Annotated in this window: 22 protein-coding genes; 1 reads left to right on the top strand and 21 read right to left on the bottom strand. The window is 38.0% G+C overall.

The genetic code is table 11. From position 1 onward, the window contains the following. Positions 1–12: 12 nt before the first annotated feature. The 21 genes from T375_RS01995 to T375_RS01895 all read right to left on the bottom strand — a co-directional run bounded on the left by T375_RS01995 (position 13) and on the right by T375_RS01895 (position 17,204). Positions 13–567, bottom strand: coding sequence for a hypothetical protein (locus tag T375_RS01995; RefSeq protein ID WP_044934264.1), 555 nt, complete (start codon positions 565–567; stop codon positions 13–15). 222 nt (positions 568–789) lie between these two features. After that, positions 790–1,353: a hypothetical protein gene (locus T375_RS01990; protein WP_044934262.1), complete on the bottom strand. Its 564-nt coding sequence runs from the start codon at positions 1,351–1,353 to the stop codon at positions 790–792. Between the two features lie 158 nt (positions 1,354–1,511). After that, positions 1,512–2,186: a hypothetical protein gene (locus T375_RS01985; protein ID WP_044934259.1), complete on the bottom strand. Its 675-nt coding sequence runs from the start codon at positions 2,184–2,186 to the stop codon at positions 1,512–1,514. Between the two features lie 143 nt (positions 2,187–2,329). Continuing rightward, entirely contained in the window at positions 2,330–2,764 is a 435-nt protein-coding gene (locus T375_RS01980; protein ID WP_044934256.1) for a hypothetical protein, read from the bottom strand. Positions 2,765–2,813: 49 nt separating this feature from the next. After that, positions 2,814–3,326 (bottom strand): SMI1/KNR4 family protein, encoded by a 513-nt coding sequence (locus T375_RS13060; protein ID WP_155952394.1) that lies wholly within the window; start codon positions 3,324–3,326, stop codon positions 2,814–2,816. A 75-nt stretch (positions 3,327–3,401) separates the two neighbouring features. Further along, a complete protein-coding gene (locus tag T375_RS01970; protein WP_044934253.1) occupies positions 3,402–3,839 on the bottom strand; it encodes a hypothetical protein in 438 nt (145 codons plus the stop codon). A 3-nt stretch (positions 3,840–3,842) separates the two neighbouring features. Next, positions 3,843–4,133 carry a zinc-ribbon domain-containing protein gene (locus tag T375_RS01965; RefSeq protein WP_044934250.1) on the bottom strand — a complete coding sequence of 97 codons (291 nt, stop codon included), beginning with the start codon at positions 4,131–4,133 and terminating at the stop codon, positions 3,843–3,845. A gap of 30 nt (positions 4,134–4,163) precedes the next feature. Further along, entirely contained in the window at positions 4,164–4,793 is a 630-nt protein-coding gene (locus T375_RS01960; RefSeq protein ID WP_044934246.1) for a hypothetical protein, read from the bottom strand. Between the two features lie 172 nt (positions 4,794–4,965). Beyond that, positions 4,966–5,202 (bottom strand): KH domain-containing protein, encoded by a 237-nt coding sequence (locus T375_RS01955; protein ID WP_033154032.1) that lies wholly within the window; start codon positions 5,200–5,202, stop codon positions 4,966–4,968. A 23-nt stretch (positions 5,203–5,225) separates the two neighbouring features. Beyond that, positions 5,226–5,468: a 30S ribosomal protein S16 gene (gene rpsP, locus T375_RS01950; protein ID WP_033154031.1), complete on the bottom strand. Its 243-nt coding sequence runs from the start codon at positions 5,466–5,468 to the stop codon at positions 5,226–5,228. Positions 5,469–5,507: 39 nt separating this feature from the next. Continuing rightward, positions 5,508–6,848: a signal recognition particle protein gene (gene ffh, locus T375_RS01945; RefSeq protein WP_033154030.1), complete on the bottom strand. Its 1,341-nt coding sequence runs from the start codon at positions 6,846–6,848 to the stop codon at positions 5,508–5,510. 3 nt (positions 6,849–6,851) lie between these two features. Then, positions 6,852–7,187, bottom strand: coding sequence for a YlxM family DNA-binding protein (ylxM, locus tag T375_RS01940; RefSeq protein ID WP_033154029.1), 336 nt, complete (start codon positions 7,185–7,187; stop codon positions 6,852–6,854). 82 nt (positions 7,188–7,269) lie between these two features. Then, a complete protein-coding gene (gene ilvA / locus T375_RS01935) occupies positions 7,270–8,481 on the bottom strand; it encodes a threonine ammonia-lyase (RefSeq protein WP_044934243.1) in 1,212 nt (403 codons plus the stop codon). Positions 8,482–8,507: 26 nt separating this feature from the next. Next, entirely contained in the window at positions 8,508–9,437 is a 930-nt protein-coding gene (gene ftsY / locus T375_RS01930) for a signal recognition particle-docking protein FtsY (RefSeq protein WP_033154027.1), read from the bottom strand. A gap of 18 nt (positions 9,438–9,455) precedes the next feature. Further along, positions 9,456–13,016, bottom strand: a complete 3,561-nt coding sequence (gene smc, locus T375_RS01925; RefSeq protein ID WP_044934240.1) for a chromosome segregation protein SMC — start codon at positions 13,014–13,016, stop codon at positions 9,456–9,458. An 18-nt stretch (positions 13,017–13,034) separates the two neighbouring features. Continuing rightward, entirely contained in the window at positions 13,035–13,736 is a 702-nt protein-coding gene (gene rnc / locus T375_RS01920) for a ribonuclease III (protein WP_044934237.1), read from the bottom strand. A gap of 96 nt (positions 13,737–13,832) precedes the next feature. Then, positions 13,833–14,069, bottom strand: a complete 237-nt coding sequence (gene acpP, locus T375_RS01915) for an acyl carrier protein (RefSeq protein WP_033154024.1) — start codon at positions 14,067–14,069, stop codon at positions 13,833–13,835. 2 nt (positions 14,070–14,071) lie between these two features. Further along, positions 14,072–15,094 (bottom strand): phosphate acyltransferase PlsX, encoded by a 1,023-nt coding sequence (gene plsX, locus T375_RS01910; protein ID WP_044934235.1) that lies wholly within the window; start codon positions 15,092–15,094, stop codon positions 14,072–14,074. Between the two features lie 98 nt (positions 15,095–15,192). After that, the gene (gene rpmF / locus T375_RS01905) at positions 15,193–15,372 is read right to left on the bottom strand and encodes a 50S ribosomal protein L32 (RefSeq protein WP_033154022.1); all 180 of its coding nucleotides are present in this window, start codon (positions 15,370–15,372) and stop codon (positions 15,193–15,195) included. A 1-nt stretch (position 15,373) separates the two neighbouring features. Next, the gene (locus T375_RS01900; RefSeq protein ID WP_049960241.1) at positions 15,374–15,904 is read right to left on the bottom strand and encodes a YceD family protein; all 531 of its coding nucleotides are present in this window, start codon (positions 15,902–15,904) and stop codon (positions 15,374–15,376) included. Positions 15,905–16,007: 103 nt separating this feature from the next. Then, positions 16,008–17,204, bottom strand: a complete 1,197-nt coding sequence (locus tag T375_RS01895; RefSeq protein ID WP_044934233.1) for an acetate/propionate family kinase — start codon at positions 17,202–17,204, stop codon at positions 16,008–16,010. Between the two features lie 144 nt (positions 17,205–17,348). Here T375_RS01895 and T375_RS01890 point away from each other — a divergent pair, with 144 nt between their 5' ends. Next, on the top strand, positions 17,349–18,518 hold the full coding sequence (locus tag T375_RS01890; protein ID WP_049960240.1) for a tRNA(Met) cytidine acetate ligase: 1,170 nt from the start codon (positions 17,349–17,351) through the stop codon (positions 18,516–18,518). Positions 18,519–18,538: the final 20 nt, after the last annotated feature.

The raw sequence follows: 18,538 nt of genomic DNA, 5'->3' as shown, positions 1-18,538 counted from the left end.
AATCTTCTAGTTCTACATTTTTTCATCTAGAATTAATTCTCTAGCAATTTTGATTCCAAATCCCATTATAGTAGATACACCAAATATTCCAACTATTGCCTCTAATTCTGCATTCTCACCATATTCATTAAATATCTTGTCCTTGCCTACGCTATAAAAACAATATTTATCAATTTTAGAAGAACACTTTCCCACATTAACAAAATAACCTTTTGTCCAATACTCTTTCCCAAGCATCTGTGGTGGTAATAATAAATCATCAGCTATGATTCCTATTTTAGCAATCTTTTCAATATCACTTTCAGGTTTTAAGACAGCTACCAAAATTAAATCATCGCCATTTATATTTGAAATATGATTATTGATAACAACGCCGTACAAATCTATATCCTCAGATGGATGAATTTCAAACATGTCACCTACTTCAGGATATTTTCTAGACCCTTTACCCTTGATTAACGAATATGATTTATAACCTTCGTCGTCAAAATAATCTATTCTGTTTTTTACTTTCTCTGACAACTTATTATATCTAGTTATCCATCTTTCATTTAATATATTACTCAATTATTACCTTAAGTCCTCCCACTTAGCTATTTAAATGGGCGAAATGTGACATGCTCTGTCATGACGCCCATCAAAATCATCTACTTCAAAAATATTAGTGTATTATCCTGGCGAAATAATACTTAAGATCAGAGTGCCTGAATTACTTTCATAGCAGATAAGATGTCATTAACCGGATGAAAGGAAAAGGCCTAGAGGAAGGCCTAACCCTTTTAAAAATAATCATTTAAATTGATTTACGTATTCAGAAGTCAAATCTATTCCATGGTCATCACAACATTTTTCCCAATAATATACATCCGCAAAATGTATCATGCTCCATTTATAGAATAAATCATTTATTGAATCCGCTATTGTTATTCCATGAAGATTTACACCTGAATCAACTACATCATGCTCAAAAAATTTTATTTTCCCATCTCTCTCATCTAGACAAAACATATCCCCATTCAAAAACTTAACTACTGGGTACCAAGAAATAATATCTTCTGCTATTGACTCTTCATCTTCATCAAAATCATATATATCTTCCATCATTTCAACCAATTCTTTATGTTCATAATCAAATCTGGTTGAAGAGATAAAATTAATATATCCGATATTTTTTCCACTAGCATCTTTCCAATCAATTATGTATGTAGAATACTTTTCATATACTTCTTTTACTTCATCATTCAAAGCAATTCCTTTTAATGATTCTACTTTTTCTTGGAAATATTCCTCTTTTTTTGTATATATCCATTTTTTACTTCGAATATATTCTTCAAGGTTCTTGAAATAATCCATTTTTAAAATATCACCTCACTCCTAAGACAGAGTGCCTGTCGCCTTTACAACTTTATTACATCGTAACATTTCTGTAATAGTGTCAGGCACCTAGTTACTTGAGTTATCGCGAAGTTGACCACATTGGTGCCTGACACCAATGTGGTCAAATAATAACATCATAAATCACAACTATAAACTTCACCATCTTTACCTACAAGCTGCGCTCTATTATCCGTAATCCATTCCAGTTTTCCCAAATATTTACCATAATCCCATTCATCTGGAAGTGCTTTAAGCAAAAGTTTTTCTTCTTTAGAATCAGAATCAGGATTAAAAACCATAAAAATACTAATCTCATAAATATCATGGACGAGTTTTACCTGAACAGAGTTGCTTTTTTTCTTTATCGGTTTTTTCCAATACCATTCATTTACATATTGATTATTAATTATGCTTCTACATGCCTCTTTAATTACTTCTAGTTCTAAAAAACCATATTCTAAAAGCAAATCTATTGTATGCAAGATTTTTTCAATGACATACTGCTTTTTTTCAATATCATCCATTTCGAAAAATCCTTCGATATCGAACTGAATTTGAATTACACACACTCCAAGCATATTTTTATAACCAGTATCAGGATTATCCTTTACACATTCAATTAATAGTTTCCAATAATCTTTTGTTTTTATACTTGGTATAAGTCTTTCAATCATTGAAGTCATACAACGTGTCATTAATTGAAACTGACGTCTTTTCCATTTCCATGTTCTTTCATATTCTTCAATGTTATTATTTCCAGACTTATTGTTTATAAATGGAATATCCATTTGTATTTCTTTAAAAATCATTATAAGCCCCCCAAAGTCTAGATCGACTGTGAATGGACATTTAATTCCATTCATTCCAAAACCTTAAAGCATTATTTTTCTTCCATTCGAATGCATTTACTCCACATTGGTGTCAGGCACCCTATATTGTAACCTTCGTTCAATTAAGCCGTTTCGTCATCCAATATTTTTTTAATGTTACCATTCTCATTAATGAACACTTTAGCCCAAGTTATATCATTTACATCAAAATCCACATCATCCTCTGTTAAATATTCGTCATCATACTCATAATTGACGTATACTTGAACAGCATCTTTTTGCACTTTCTCAAGACTATATTTTTTATCCAATTTTACTGCAGAAGGATAATATGATAAATCATATAACGCAATCATCTTGTGACATAAAGAGCATTTCGCATATACACTTGGATGAGCATCGCTATAAACTAGAAATTTTGTATTCCCGCAATTACATCGTACTTTGTATACATACGAAAAATCATCTTCTAATGAATGCTTTAATTCTTTAAAAACCTCATCGTGTTCATCAATGATACAATAATCTAACACGTGTTTTGGTGCTATCAAATTCATTTTACGTATTACCTCAATGTAATGGTTTCAGGCGCTTATTTCTTAGATTTTATTGCCAATTATAATAATTATTACTTTGCAAAAAATCCTCAGCAAATAAATCTTTATAACTATCATTTGTTAATATTTCAACCAAAAATTCCAAGAACGAAACATTAAATACTATTGGTGAAAGTTCTCTGGTTTCATATACTTCTATACTTACATCATCTCCTTGGAAATCCATAAAAATTTCATCACCATTATCTGATACACCTATAGGAAATAAACCACTTTTACCATCATAGTAGTTTATTTTTTTTGTGCTATCTGCCTTCTTATTATCAGTAATATTGTCATAATAAACTAATTCTGAAAGTCTATCTAACGAATTGATATTTTTATTATCTTCAAATGGTGAAAAAATCCATAAAAAATCGTTAATTGCTCCAGCCCCATAATTATCAATAAAAAATTTATAATCGGATGGAAATATAACATTTAGCTCCTTCTCTATTTTTTCCCAATTATTATTAGTAATTCTTTCTTTTAGACTTAGTAATCCTTTTAATTTTTCAATCATCAGTGTAATGGCGCCAGGCACCAATATCCCTCCATCTATAGAAAAAGTGGAATCATAGAGATTCCACTTTAATTTTTAATTTACAAATACTGCACTAGCCCAACCATTCTGCTGTAATAAGATTCTAAGGTTGAAATCATCATCAAGAGTGAACTTAGTTTGATCTGTAGTACCAAACAAAACTTTCTTTTTCAACATTTTTTCGATGTCTTTATTTACTGTTTCTGTATCTCTTTTTAGTGCCTTTGAAAAATCATAAACAGTGTATTCTGGATGATTTACCATCAAAACTCCATACTCTCGGATATTGTCAGCCACATTATTGATTTCGTTATATCTATAAAACTCAAGAACGGTTAAAGCTAAGAATAAAACTGCTGGAATAATTGCAGCACCAATTAAGCAAACTAATGTAATAAGTAAGCAAATTACTGCAGCAACCAACTTGAAAGTATTACACCAAATCACACGGTAAGCCTTGCCATTTTTCTTTCTGTATTTTTTGTCCATCATGATTTAGGCCTCCTTTTTGCTTTCAACATATGTAAAGCTGCTGTCTGACATTGCAATATGATTACAGAAAGCCTTAGCCTCAGATTTCTTAATCTTTCTTTCAAAAGTACAAGCAGGACAAACAACTGAATAACGTGTGTGTAATGGAAGCACTGGAATGAAAAACAGTGTAAAATACAATCTGTTTCTGATTACAGCATGCTTCACTTCATTATTGCAGTTCATGCAAAGCTCAGTTGATTCCATTTCTGTCATAACTTTTGTTTTTTCTTTTGTTCCCAATAAGATAAACATTTTCATTCTCCCTTCGATATGTAAGAAATACTACTGCTGTAACTCAAATTCAAGGCTAACTACAGTACCATCGCTTTCTGAATTAACTGTGATAGAACCATCTTCATTGAGAGTGCCCTTATCTAAGAGCAATTCGTCTTCACCATTAACTACAAAGACAACTGAATCTTTCTTAACTTTATAATCGCCTGAAACCGAATATTCCTGTAGTTCCTCATCAATTCCAGAATATATATCATCTAAAGATCCTTTAATCTCGTTCTCCAAATCTGCGAACAAAGCATCGGCACTTTCATAACCAGCATACTGTGCAACTTCATCAGTAATATCTGATCTTGAATAACCTTCTGACTCTAAAGACTTATCTATAATTGTATCCATGTTATCATCTACAAGTGTAGAAAACTGATCTTTGAAACTTGTAGTATCAAAAGCCATTGTGAATGTGTTGTCATCTGATAACTCTAATGTCACATCCATAGTGATATCTCCAGCATTAATTCCTACATCAGCTAATGCCTGCATATCCTCTTGACTTGAAAACTGAGCAAGTTTGATTTCCGAAACATAATTTCCAGAAATGTCCTTTCCACCGCATCCAGTAAAAATTGTTGCAACTGCTGTTACTGTTGCTAGCATTAACGCTAATTTCTTTTTCATATTACATCTCTCCTAAAAAATTATATTTAATGATGTGGATTGCCACACCATATAAAATTTTAACAAATTCAATTTTTTTAGTAAAGCATTTAAAAAAATTTTTAAATTTGTAATTTAAAAGCATTATTAGTCCAATAAAAAAAGGAACCTGAAAACTCAGGTTCCTACAACATTAGTCAACGTCAACAATATCAACGATAACTTTCTTGTCAATCTTTGAGGCTGCAGCCTTTACTACAGCGCGGATAGCCTTGGCAATTCTGCCTTGCTTTCCAATAACCTTACCCATATCAGATGGTGCAACGCGAAGCTCAACAACGATTGATTTAGCGTCTTCCTTCTCTGAAACTACAACCTCCTCAGGATTGTCTACAAGTGACTTAGCAATTACTTCAACTAATTCTTTCATCACTATTCATTCCTTTCGAGTGTTTACTGAACGCCTGCCTGCTTGAAAAGTCTAGCAACTGTCTCTGTTGGCTTTGCGCCGTTTGAGATCCACTTCTTAGCTGCCTCAGCATCAACTGTAACTGCTGCTGGCTCCTGGTTAGGATCGTATGTACCGATCTCATCGATGTTTCTACCGTCACGAGGTGCTCTTGCATCTGCTACTACGATTCTGTAGATTGGTCTCTTCTTCTGACCCATTCTCTTTAATCTAATCTTTACTGCCATTTTTAATTCCTCCTAAATAATAAAACTAAATGGTCTTGGCTAAAATGGGAAGCGCATACCGCGACGACCCTTGCCCATCATATTTGGCATCTGCTTCATCATCTTCTTTGATTGTTCGAATTGTTTAACGAAGCGATTAACCTCTGCTATATCTAAACCAGCTCCAGCAGCAATTCTGTGCTTTCTGCTAGGATTTAGTAATTTTGGATTCTCACGCTCTGCAGGAGTCATGGAAAGGATGATTGCTTCGATGTGTGCAAGCTTTTTATCATCCACAGCCCCTTCAATCTGAGCCAACTGGCTAGAATTGATACCAGGCATCATTCCAAGGATGGATGAAAGGCCACCAAGCTTTTTCATCTGCTCCATAGAAGTGAGATAATCGTTGAAATCGAATGATGCTTTCTTTACTTTCTTTGAAAGCTGCATTGCTGCATCCTTATCGATTTCGGCCTCTGCCTTTTCGATGAGTGAAAGTACATCACCCATGCCAAGGATTCGGCTAGCCATTCTATCTGGATGGAACTGCTCCAAATCTGAAAGCTTTTCGCCCATACCAGCGTAAAGAATAGGCTTTCCTGTGACAGCCTTAATAGAAAGGGCTGCACCGCCTCGAGTATCACCATCAAGCTTTGTGATGATAACTCCGTCAATGCCAATCTTTTCATCGAATGTAGCTGAAACATTAACTGCATCCTGACCTGTCATGGCATCAACAACCAAAATGGTATTGAGGATATCAATATTGCTCTTTATAGCTGCGAGCTCATTCATCATATCCTCGTCTATGTGAAGACGACCGGCTGTATCGAAGATAACAACATCGAAGCCGTTCTTTTTAGCATAAGCCATTGCCTCTTTGGCAATCTTTACAGGCTTTTCTTTATCTCCTAAAGAGAAAACCTCAACATCCTGCTTTTTACCATTGATCTGCAACTGCTCTATAGCAGCAGGACGATAAATATCACAAGCTACCAACAAAGGCTTTTTGCCCTTTTGTTTTACCTTGCCAGCAAGCTTTGCTGTGGTAGTTGTTTTACCGGCACCTTGAAGACCTACCATCATGATTGTGGTGATGGCGCCGCCTGTGCCAAAAGTGATATCTGTAACTTCTGAGCCCATTAAATTAACAAGCTCTTCGTTTACAATCTTTATAACCATCTGCCCAGGATTCAAGCCGTTCATAACATCTGAACCAATTGCCCGCTCTGTGACAGTGTTTGTAAATTGCTTTACAACCTTGAAGTTAACATCGGCCTCAAGAAGTGCCATCTTAACTTCCTTTAAAGCAGCCTTTACATCAGCTTCTGTAAGTCTGCCCTTGCTTCTTAGATTCTTAAATACGCCTTGAAGCTTTTCTGAAAGTGAATCAAAAGCCATAAATTATAGTTCCTCTAAAATCAACTGAGATAATCGGGAAATCTCTGATAAAGTAGCTTCGCTAGGATTTCCTTCTGTCAATTCATTTATACGAATGACATCTCCTCTAATGTTCATAAACTTTTCTACGAGATGGAGCCTAGATTCATAATCCTGTAAAAGCTTGTCGCATCTCTTTAAAATGTCGTGCACCGCCTGACGGGAAATGGAAAGTGAATCTGCTATTTCTGCAAGGGATAAGTCATCATTAATGCTCATCTCATATACGCTACGCTGATGCTCTGTTAAAAGCTCACCATAAAAATCATATAAATAACCAGATTTAATCTTGTCTTCCATATTTCTCCTTTTAGCGACCTTAAATAATATACTATAATAAAATAGAGGTGTCAAGTATAAATACTTTACACCTCTAATATTATTAAAGTGAAGTTCTAACTATCTTTGGTCTGTAACCGCCTTCATCCAAAGCCTTAAGAATCTGCTCCTTGTGTTCTGTACCGAATGCCTCAAGAGTGATACGAAGCTCAACAGCTACAGAACGATTTGTTGTAACAAACTGATTGTGCTCAAGCTTGATAACATTGCCCTGCTGATCTGCAATAAGCTGTGAAACCTTTGCAAGCATACCTGGCTTATCAGGAAGAAGTACAGATACTGTGAAGATTCTATCTCTGAAGATAAGTCCCTGCTGTACCACTGAAGACATTGTGATAACGTCCATATTTCCACCAGAAAGTACAGATACAACTCTCTTATCTTTGAAACCAAGATGATTCAATGCAGCAACTGTAAGAAGTCCTGAGTTTTCGACTACCATCTTGTGATTCTCTACCATATCAAGGAATGCAACGATAAGCTCATCATCGTCTACTGTGATAATCTCATCGATATTTTCCTGAAGATAAGGGAAAATGTTTGAACCTGGAGTCTTTACTGCAGTACCATCAGCAATAGTATTTACAGAAGGAAGTGTTGTAACCTCTCCCTTTGCAAATGATGCCTGAAGTGAAGCAGCTCCACTAGGCTCAACACCGATTACTTTAATCTTTGGATTAAGAAGCTTTGCAAGTGTAGATACACCTGTTGCAAGTCCGCCGCCACCGATTGGAACAAGAATATACTCAACAAGAGGCAACTCCTTGAAGATTTCCATTGCAATAGTACCCTGACCAGTTGCAACTGCTAAATCGTCGAAAGGATGAATGAATGTATAGCCATGCTCATCAGCAAGCTTGTAAGCATACTCACATGCCTCATCATATACATCACCATATAAAACAACATCGGCACCGTAGCTCTTTGTACGGTTGACCTTAATAAGAGGAGTTGTTGTAGGCATAACGATTGTTGCCTTTACGCCATATTTGCTGGCTGCATATGCAACACCCTGGGCGTGATTACCAGCTGATGCTGTAATAAGTCCCTTTGCTCTCTCCTCGTCTGTAAGAGTGCTGATTTTGTAATATGCACCTCTAAGCTTATATGCACCAGTAAGCTGCATATTCTCTGGCTTAAGGTAAACCATATTTCCGCACTTCTCACTAAAATAGTCGCTGTAAACCAGCTTTGTCTCGTGTGTTACCTCAGTGACAATCTTTGAGGCTTCTTCAAATTTGTCCAATGTAAGCATAATTAGTCTCCCTCTTGTGTGGCTTACTATTGTTCAGCGTAGAATAATGCATCAACAAATTCATCTGCGTTGAACTTTTCTAAGTCGTCAATTGTTTCTCCAACACCAATATATTTTACTGGCAATTTTAACTCAGATTGGATAGCAATTGCAATACCGCCTTTTGCAGTTCCATCTAATTTTGTAATAACAATACCAGATATATCTGTAACCTCAGAGAATTCTCTAGCCTGAACAAGGGCATTCTGGCCTGTTGTACCGTCTAACACAATAAGTGTCTCGCGATATGCCTCTGGGAATTCTTTTGAGATAGTGCTGTTAATCTTAGAAAGTTCGTTCATAAGATTCTTTTTGTTGTGCAATCTACCTGCAGTGTCCACAAGAAGAACATCTACATTTCTAGCCTTTGCTGCGTGAACAGCATCATAAACAACTGCCGCTGGATCTGAGCCCTCTGGACCACCGATAAAATCTACTGATGCTCTATCTGCCCATTCCTTAAGCTGATCAGAAGCAGCTGCGCGGAATGTATCAGCACCAGCTACCATAACCTTTTTGCCAGCAGCCTGAAGCTTTCCTGCAAGCTTTCCGATTGTAGTTGTCTTTCCAACACCATTTACACCAATTACTAAAACAACAGATGTCTTCTTTTCAAAATCAAATGATGTCTCATCGAGAGCCATCTGCTCTTTAATTTCGTTGATAAGAAACTGCTTGCACTCGGCAGGCTCCTTGATGTGTTCCTTTTTTACTGCCTCTCTTAAATCGTCGAGGATAGTCTCTGTAGTGCGCACACCAATATCACCCATGATAAGGACTTCTTCAAGCTCCTCGTAGAAGTCCTCATCGATATTTGAAAAGCCGTTGAAAATGTAATCCATCGACTTTATAAAATTGTCTCTTGTTTTGGTCAGGCCCTTTATAAGGCGCTGCCAGAAGCTGATTTTTTCTGCCATATAACCTCCAGCTAAGGATTAATCATCCAACTGTGCTTCGATAAGATTTACAGAAACAAGAGCGGAAACACCCTTCTCCTGCATTGTGATACCGAATAATCTGTCTGCTGCGTTCATAGTACCACGACGGTGAGTGATAACGATGAACTGTGTATTCTTTGTAAGCTTGTGTAAGTATCCAGCAAATCTATCTACGTTTGCATCATCAAGAGCCGCCTCAATCTCGTCCAAGAGACAGAATGGAGATGGCTTAAGGTTCTGAATAGCAAACAATAATGCGATTGCAGTAAGCGATTTCTCACCACCGGACATCTGCATCATATTGATAAGCTTCTTTCCTGGTGGCTGTGCGTTAATGATAATACCTGTCTCAAGTAAGTCCTCACTGTCAACAAGCTCAAGTGTACCATGTCCACCACCGAACAATTCCTTGAATGCCTTGTCGAACTGCACCTGGATGTCCTTGAATCCTTCAGCAAACTGCTTTCTCATTCCCTCATCAAGCTCATCGATAATACGAACAAGAGAAGCCTCTGCCTCAACCAAATCATCGTGCTGTCCCTTAAGGAAGTTGTAACGTTCAGAAAGCTCCTTGAACTCCTCGATAGCGTTTACATTAACATTTCCCATAGCTCGGATAGCGTTCTTGATTTTAGAAGCATCCTTCTTCATATGATCCAAATCGTTGTACTCTGGATCCTTTAATTCCTCTGCTGAATGATATGTGAGCTCATATTCATTCCACATGTAGTTGTTTTGATATGAAATAGCATCGCTGATTTTCTCTCTCTGAGAATCAAGACGATAGATTTCCTTGTCTAATTCAGCAATTCTATCTGTAATTTCCTGGCGCTGTTCAAAGAAGTTCTTATGTGAATTATTAAGCTCTTCTTTTCTTGCAACAGCTTCTTTGATTTCTTCCTCAAGCTTTCCAAAGGACTCGTCAGATGCAGATATTGTAGCCTTAATCTCGTCGATTCGCGCTTTCTTTGCCTCTGTCTCTTCCTTAGTAGACTGAGCATTTTCTTTGATAACCGCAATATCAGCAACACACTTTTCGATTTCGGATGTGATACGGTCTAAGTTCTGCTGAACGAAATCAACCTTCTGTCTAGCATTAGCCTCCTCAATCTGAACCTCAGACATTGTTCTGTTGACAGAAGTCTCCATGTAAGTCTTCTCATCAACTTCGTCTGAAAGCTTTTGGATTTCAGCCTTGAGCTCTGCTTCTTTGTCTTCTGATTCCTGCTTTTCGAACTCGATTTCCTTCTTGCCTGCAGCGATTTCTGTGAGCTGTGTTTCAAGCTCTTCGCTTTCCTTAGAAAGACCTTCGTAAGCAGTTAAGCTTTCCTTCTTCTGCTCATTTGCTCTATCTAAGCCAAGCTTTGCAGTATTTAATGCAATTGCAGCTTCATTAAGCTTTGTAGTGTTGTCATCTCTGTCACTTTCAAGAAGTGCAACAGCTGTCTCGATTTCGCCCTCACGGTTCTTGAGCTCATCCATCTCCTTAGAGATAACATCAAGCTTGCCTTCAAGCTCCTCAATCTCACGATTTCTACCGAGAAGATTTGATTTGTTCTTGAAGTGACCACCGGCCATTGAACCACCTGGTGCAAGGTATTCACCATCAAGTGTAACGATATGGATGCTGTAGTTGTTTTTCTTTGCAAGAGCGATAGCTGAATCAATATTGTCAGCAACTACAACTCTACCAAGAAGATAAGCTACAACTCCATCAAACTTGCTATCACATGTAACAAGCTCTGATGCAAGACCAAGAACTCCCTTATCGTTAAGAACTTCTGTCTTTTTGAAATTGCCTCTTCCATCAACAGATGTCAGTGGAAGGAATGTGGCACGACCAAGCTTGTTTTCCTTTAAGTAGCTGATAAGCTTCTTTGCGCAAGCCTCGTCAGCTGTAACGATATTTTGAATGTTACCACCGAGAGCTGTCTCGATAGCCATTTCATATTTCTTTTCAACATGGATAAGGTCAGAAATAACGCCCTCGATACCATCGATTCTGCCCTTCTGCTCCATGATTTTACGAGTCGAATTACCGTATCCCTCATAGCGCTCTGCAATGTTCTTGATTGACTCTAATCTAGTCTGAACACGAGCGAACTCGTCCTTCTTTGCCTGTAATGCAGTAGAATTCTCACGGCTCTTCTTTTTCCATTCAGCAGCCTTTTCTGTATATTCCTTGTCCTTTTCCTGAAGCTCAAGAAGAAGTGACTGTGCATTCTTAAACTCGTCCTCTGCAAGAGCAACCGCAACATCCAAATCCTCTTCACGAGTCTTTCTTTCAAGGAGACGCTGATTAAGCTTTGCCTTGCGGATGTTTGTCTGCTCAAGCATAGTCTCAAGACGTTGCTCCTTAGACTTGATTGAAGCACGATTGTTGAGCAGTTCCATGATTGCTTTGTTGTCCTGCTCGATTTTTTCGTTATTTGAAATGATTGCAACCTGGAGCTCGCTGTAATTAGACTTAACGGAATTGAGACGTTCTACAGCTTCCTCAAGTGTCTTATCAAGATTTTCCTTTTCAGCCTTAAAATCTGCTAACTGGCTTTCTTTATCTGCCTTATCTGCCTCAATTTCAGCGATACGGCTTGCCATATTTTCATCTGTGGCATTTGCAGAACGAATCTGCTCCTCTAAAAGAGCGATTTCGTTTTCCAGCTTGCCCTTCATAAGAGTAGAATCCGACTGATTCTTCTTTAAGGTTTCGATTTCAACATCAAGGTCGTTGATCTGCTGCTCCAAAGAGTCGTATTTTGTACGGATTTCCTCCTGAGCTGTCTTGCTTTCTTCCATGTGTTCTCTGGCAAGATTTGCATTCTTTTCAACCTCATCTAAATTAGCCTGAAGTCTATCAACCTCAAGCATGAAAGAGTTTACATCGATACGCTTAAGCTCTTCTTTGTATTTTAAGTATTGCTTTGCATCCTCAGACTGCTTTTCCAAAGGTCCGATACGACGCTCCTGCTCGGAAAGAATATCATTTACACGAACAAGATTCTCCCTCTCGCTTTCAAGCTTCTTTACAGATGCTGCCTTACGCTTTTTGTATTTTACGATACCAACAGCTTCATCGAAAAGCTCACGTCTATCCTCTGGCTTACCAGACAAAATCTTTTCGATTTGGCCCTGTCCGATGATAGAATAACCTTCCTTACCGACACCAGTATCATAGAAAAGCTCTGACACATCCTTCAAACGGCATGGTGTACCATTTAAAAGATATTCGCTTTCACCTGAACGATAAACACGACGAGCAATTGTAACCTCTTCGTAATCTACTGGAAGCACATGGTCAGAGTTGTCCATTGTAAGTGCTACATATGCATATGAAAGAGGCTTTCTAGCCTCTGTTCCTGCAAAGATAACATCCTGCATGCTGGCACCACGAAGCTGCTTTGCAGACTGCTCACCGAGAACCCAGCGAACAGCATCAGCAACGTTACTTTTACCGGAACCGTTAGGACCAACGATACCTGTGATACCATTATGGAATTCGAATTTCATCTTGTGTGCAAAAGATTTAAATCCGTATAATTCAATACTTTTAAGATACATTAAATTCTCCCTAATTAATTATATAATCTTGATAGAGTCTTCTTTGTGGAGGCGCATCAAGCCTTCATAAGCAGCTTCCTGCTCAGCAGCCTTTTTGGTGCTACCAACACCTGAACCAAGAACTCTATCCCCAACTAAGGCTTCAACCTTAAATTCCTTAGCGTGGTCCGGACCAGTCTCTGAGATAAGCTGATATGTAAGTGGCTCCTTGAAATTAGCCTGAACAACTTCCTGTAATCTGGTCTTGCTATCGTAAAATAGCTGCTTGTGTTCTATGTCATTTAAAACAAACCTATGGATATATTCAGAAGCGGGCTCCATTCCACCATCCAAAAAGATAGCGCCGATTGTAGCCTCGAAGGCGTCAGAAAGAATAGACTTTCTATTTCGACCGCCTGTCATGTCCTCACCTTTAGATAGACGAACATAGTCACCAAGGTTTATTTCCTTGCAAATGTAAGCCAGGGTAGGCTCACAAACTATGCTAGCTCTAAGTCTAGATAATTTACCTTCATTTAATTCGGTATAATTTAGATACAAAAACTCACTCGAAACGATTTCAAGCACTGCATCCCCAAGGAACTCAAGTCTCTCGTTGTCGCTAAGCTTTGGCATATGATTTTCATTTGCATATGAACTATGTGTCAAAGCCTGTTGTAGTAAGCTTTCGTCTCTAAACTCATAACCGATAATCTTTTGAAATTCCTTTAAACTATTCAAAATACTACCTCCTGAGTTTAAAATAGTGTCCACTGAAAGTGGACACTAAACGTGTAATTGCTGCGGCCTTAAAATAGGCCGCATTTACACATAAAATTACTTGTTTGCAACTGTCTTCTTGATAAGCTCAACTGCATCACCTACAGTAGAAAGCTTCTCAGCTGCCTCTGTATCAACCTCGATGTTAAGCTTTTCCTCAACACCCATGATAATCTGGAATACATCAAGTGAATCTGCACCAAGATCATCAACAAATGTAGTCTCTGTAGTGATTTCAGCTGCATCAACATTTAATACCTCTGCAATAATCTCTTTGAGTAAATCGAATTCCATCTCTAGTCCTCCTTTTTCTTTTCTATAACTATATTGTCTCTAATAAACTCGTTAATCTGCTGCTCTTTGAAGGTTACACACTGGAAAATAGTGTTTCTAACCTCTCCAGCCTTTGCACTACCGTGAGTCTTAACAACAAGGCCCTTTAATCCAAGGAGTGGAGCTCCGCCGTATTCACTGGCATCGAACTTCTTGAGAGTCTTCTTTAAAGCTGGAAGCGCAAGTGCAGCGCCAATTTTTGATCTGAGGGTACTCATCAAGCCGCCCTTAATAACAGTGATAAGTGTACCTGCCAAACCTTCGTATAATTTAAGAATAACATTACCAACGAAGCCGTCACAGATAATAACATCTGCATCTCCGTTTGGAATATTTCTAGCCTCAATGCTACCGATGAAATTAATATCTTCGCATTCCTTTAAAAGTGGCATAGTCTCTTTTACAAGCGCATTGCCCTTTTCTTCTTCGGCACCAACATTGACAATAGCAACACGAGGATTTTTAACTCCTACTACCTTTTCCATGTAGATGCTACCCATCTTGGCAAACTGTACCAAGTGGCTAGGACGACAATCAACATTTGCTCCACTGTCTGCTAAAAGAGCAACGCCAGTCTTTACTGGGAAAAGTGTACCAAATGGTGCACGCTCAATACCACGGATACGACCAACAATACCAAGACCACCTGTAAGAAGCGCTCCTGAATTGCCTGCTGAAACAAATGCATCTGCCTCACCATCCTTTACAAGGTGAAGGCCTACTACCATCGAAGAATCCTTTTTCTTTTTGATAGCGGCTACTGGATGCTCAGCTGTCTCGATAACCTCTGTAGCATTTTTTATTTCAATCTGGTCCTGTGGGTATGTGTAAGATGAAAGCTCTGTTTTGATAACATCTTCCTTACCAACAAGAATAACTTTAATAGCTTTGTTTGCATTAACAGCATCAACAGCGCCCTGTACCATTGCTGATGGTGCATTATCTCCGCCCATTGCATCAAGTGCAACTATAGTATAATCACTCATGATAATATCCTTTCATAACATACTTTAGAAATTATACTTTAAATTAGGCATTATTTCAAATAAAAAAACCTTTCGGAAACTCCGAAAGGTTTTTAAAATTAATCAACTGCGATGATTTCTTTTTTGTTGTATGATCCACAGTTCTTGCAAACTCTATGTGGTACCATAAGCTCTCCACACTTGCTGCACTTAACGAGTGTTGGTTTGCTCATTTTCCAGTTTGCTCTTCTTTTATCTCTTCTTCCCTTAGAAGATTTGTTCTTTGGACAAATAGACATGCTATTTCACCTCCTTAAAGCTATTAAAGACATCTAAAAATTGTGCCATTCTAGGATCTAAGACTGTGTCGTCACATCCACAAGACTCGATATTACGATTCTTGCCACAGACTGGGCAAATACCCTTGCAGTCGTCCTGGCACAATATCTTTGCCGGGAAATTCACTAAGATCTCGTTTAATATGAGTTCATCTACAACTATTTCCTCACCATCAACAAATGAGTAAGGACCTATTTCTTCATCTGGAACTACCTGTCCTTCTGAAACCTCAACAGTTTCATCAACAGCCACAGGTACATCAAATGAAACATCTGTCAAGCATCTGTCACATGAACCAGTGATATTAGCACTAGTAGTAAAAGTGATATGAAGCTTTCCAGAACCAATCATAGACAAAACTACATCAAATGGCTCTGTGCGATTGATAGTAAACTTACTGCCAAGATAAGAAAAATCATGTATGTCGCAAGTTCCAGTAAACTTCTTATTTTGATCAGGTAATGAAGTGATATCCTTAATAGAAATCTTCATATAAAATCTCCTATCCACACTTTGCCAATTATACTAAGCTTTAATATGCTTGTCAAACACTTTTAAGAAAAAAGTGCATTAATTTTACAAAAATTTGATGAAATTATTTGCCAGATACGATAGCTGCTGTATCTCTTGCAATCATAACTTCCTCGTTTGTAGGTACAACGTATACCTTAACCTTTGAAGAGTCAGAAGAAACAAGTCTCTCCTCGCCAGCTACATCGTTTCTAGCGTCATCGATTTCAACGCCCATGAAACCAAGATGGCTACATACAGCCTTTCTAAGGCCTGCATTGTTCTCTCCAAGACCAGCTGTGAAGCAGATGATATCTGCGCCATTCATAGCAGCTGCATATGCACCAACATACTTAGCGATGCGGTATGCAATCATATCCATAGCAAGCTTTGCTCTCTCGTTGCCTTCTGCTGAAGCAGCAATAAGATCACGGAAATCTGAAGAAATACCAGAAACACCAAGTGCACCAGATTCCTTGTTAAGTACGTTCATAACGCCTGCAAAATCAAGGCCTTCCTTCTTTGCCATGAATTCAACAGCTGAAGGATCGATATCTCCTGAACGAGTACCCATAACAAGTCCTTCAAGTGGAGAAAGACCCATTGATGTGTCTACTGACTCACCGTTGAGAACTGCACAGCAAGATGCGCCGTTACCAATGTGGCAAACGATAATCTTTGAGTTCTTAAGGTCGCATCCGTCCATCTCAGCTACACGCTTTGATACATAGCTGTGTGATGTACCGTGGAAACCGTAACGACGTACGCCGTACTGCTCATAATATTTGTAAGGAACTGCATACATGTATGCTTCCTTAGGCATTGTCTGATGGAATGCTGTATCAAAAACACCAACCTGTGGCTTACCTGGCATAAGCTCGCGGCATGCATTGATACCGATGATGTTTGCTGGGTTGTGAAGTGGAGCAAGATCGTTGCACTCTTCTACAACCTTGATCATCTCGTCTGTGATAAGTGCAGAAGCTGCGAACTTCTCACCACCGTGAACGACTCTGTGACCTACTGCATCGATTTCGTCAAGAGACTTAAGAGCACCTGTAGCTTCATTAGTAATAGCGTTGATTACAGCTGCAACAGCCTCCTTGTGTGTAGGCATAGGGATTTCTGTGATTTCTTTATCAAGACCAGCCTTCTGATAAACGATACGTCCATCGATGCCGATTCTCTCGCAAAGTCCCTTGCAAAGTACCTGCTCGCTCTCTGAATCAATAACCTGATACTTAAGAGATGAACTACCACAGTTGATAACTAAGATCTTCATAATAACAAAGTTCCTTTCTTTATATGTTTTCTTTCTTTAATAATTGTATTCTTAAACAACATTTTAATTATATCACTAAAATTTGTCTTCTCAACCAAATTTTAATGTATAATACCCATGTAAAAGTATTTTCGGAGGAACAAAATGGTAATTGGTATAGTTGCGGAATATAATCCCTTTCACAATGGCCACAAACTTCAGATTGAATATGCAAGAAATGTATTAGGCGCTGATCAGATAATTATAGCTATGTCAGGCAGTTTTACTCAGCGTGGTGAAATCGCATGCTTCGACAAATACACAAGAGCCAAGGCCGCTCTTCTTTGTGGTGCCGATGTAGTTCTTGAAATCCCTACCATTTTCGCCACCAGCTCTGCAAGAGAATATGCGTCAGCTGGAGTTGCTTTGCTTAATGCCACTGGTGTTGTTGATACTATTCTATTTTCAGCAGAATGCGACCGCAGAGACCTGTTTATTGAAGAAAGCAAAAAACTAGTGGAGCTTGAAAATTCTGGCGAGATTAACAACGAAATTAATGCACTCGTATCTCAGGGAATTAGCTATGCCACTGCCAGAGCAAAGGCTTTAAAAGCATTTTTAGCTGAAGATATTATCTCCTCTCCTAATAATATACTAGGAATCGAGTACTGTCGTTATATCCAAGCAAATCATCTTGATATGGATATAGCTGTTATGAAGCGTCAAGGAAACGAATACAACGATTTAAGTCTTAGTGGAAGTCTTAGCTCTGCCAGTTCAATACGCCAGCATTACAAGCTGTCAAAATCCTTTGAAGCAGTACCTGAAGAAGTAATAAATTTATATAACAGCAGTCCATTTGTGACTTCCGATGATATTTCAGAATTGCTTCATTACAAGCTTATTACCACAGAAAGCTTCGAGCAATATTTAGATTGTAACAACGACCTTTCAGATAGAATCAAAAATAAGTTGCCGGAATTTGTTTCCTTTAGTCAATTCTGCGAAGTTTTAAAAACCAAAAACTTTGAATATTCCAGAATCAGCCGTGTGCTATGTCATATCTTATTAGGTATTACAGAAAAAGATTTTAAAACTGCAAAGGAAGCCGGATATATATCGTATATACGAATGTTAGGATTCAGCAAAAACGGAAGTGTTCTCCTTAGTAAAATAAAAGAAGCATCATCTGCTCCTTTACTTACAGCACCAAATGAAACAATTAATAAATACGATATTATTTCCAGTGATATTTACCGCACTATCCTGACATCAAAAACAGGCAATGCATATCCTACGGAATATACTCGTAAATTTGACTTAGCAAATATATAAGAATAACAAAAAAGACACCT

Origin of the sequence: Pseudobutyrivibrio sp. LB2011, from assembly GCF_000701765.1 — a bacterium.
In the GTDB taxonomy this organism is placed as follows: domain Bacteria; phylum Bacillota; class Clostridia; order Lachnospirales; family Lachnospiraceae; genus Pseudobutyrivibrio; species Pseudobutyrivibrio ruminis.
Note: the sequence above shows the minus strand (reverse complement) of the source record. Positions and strands in the feature narration are given on the sequence as shown.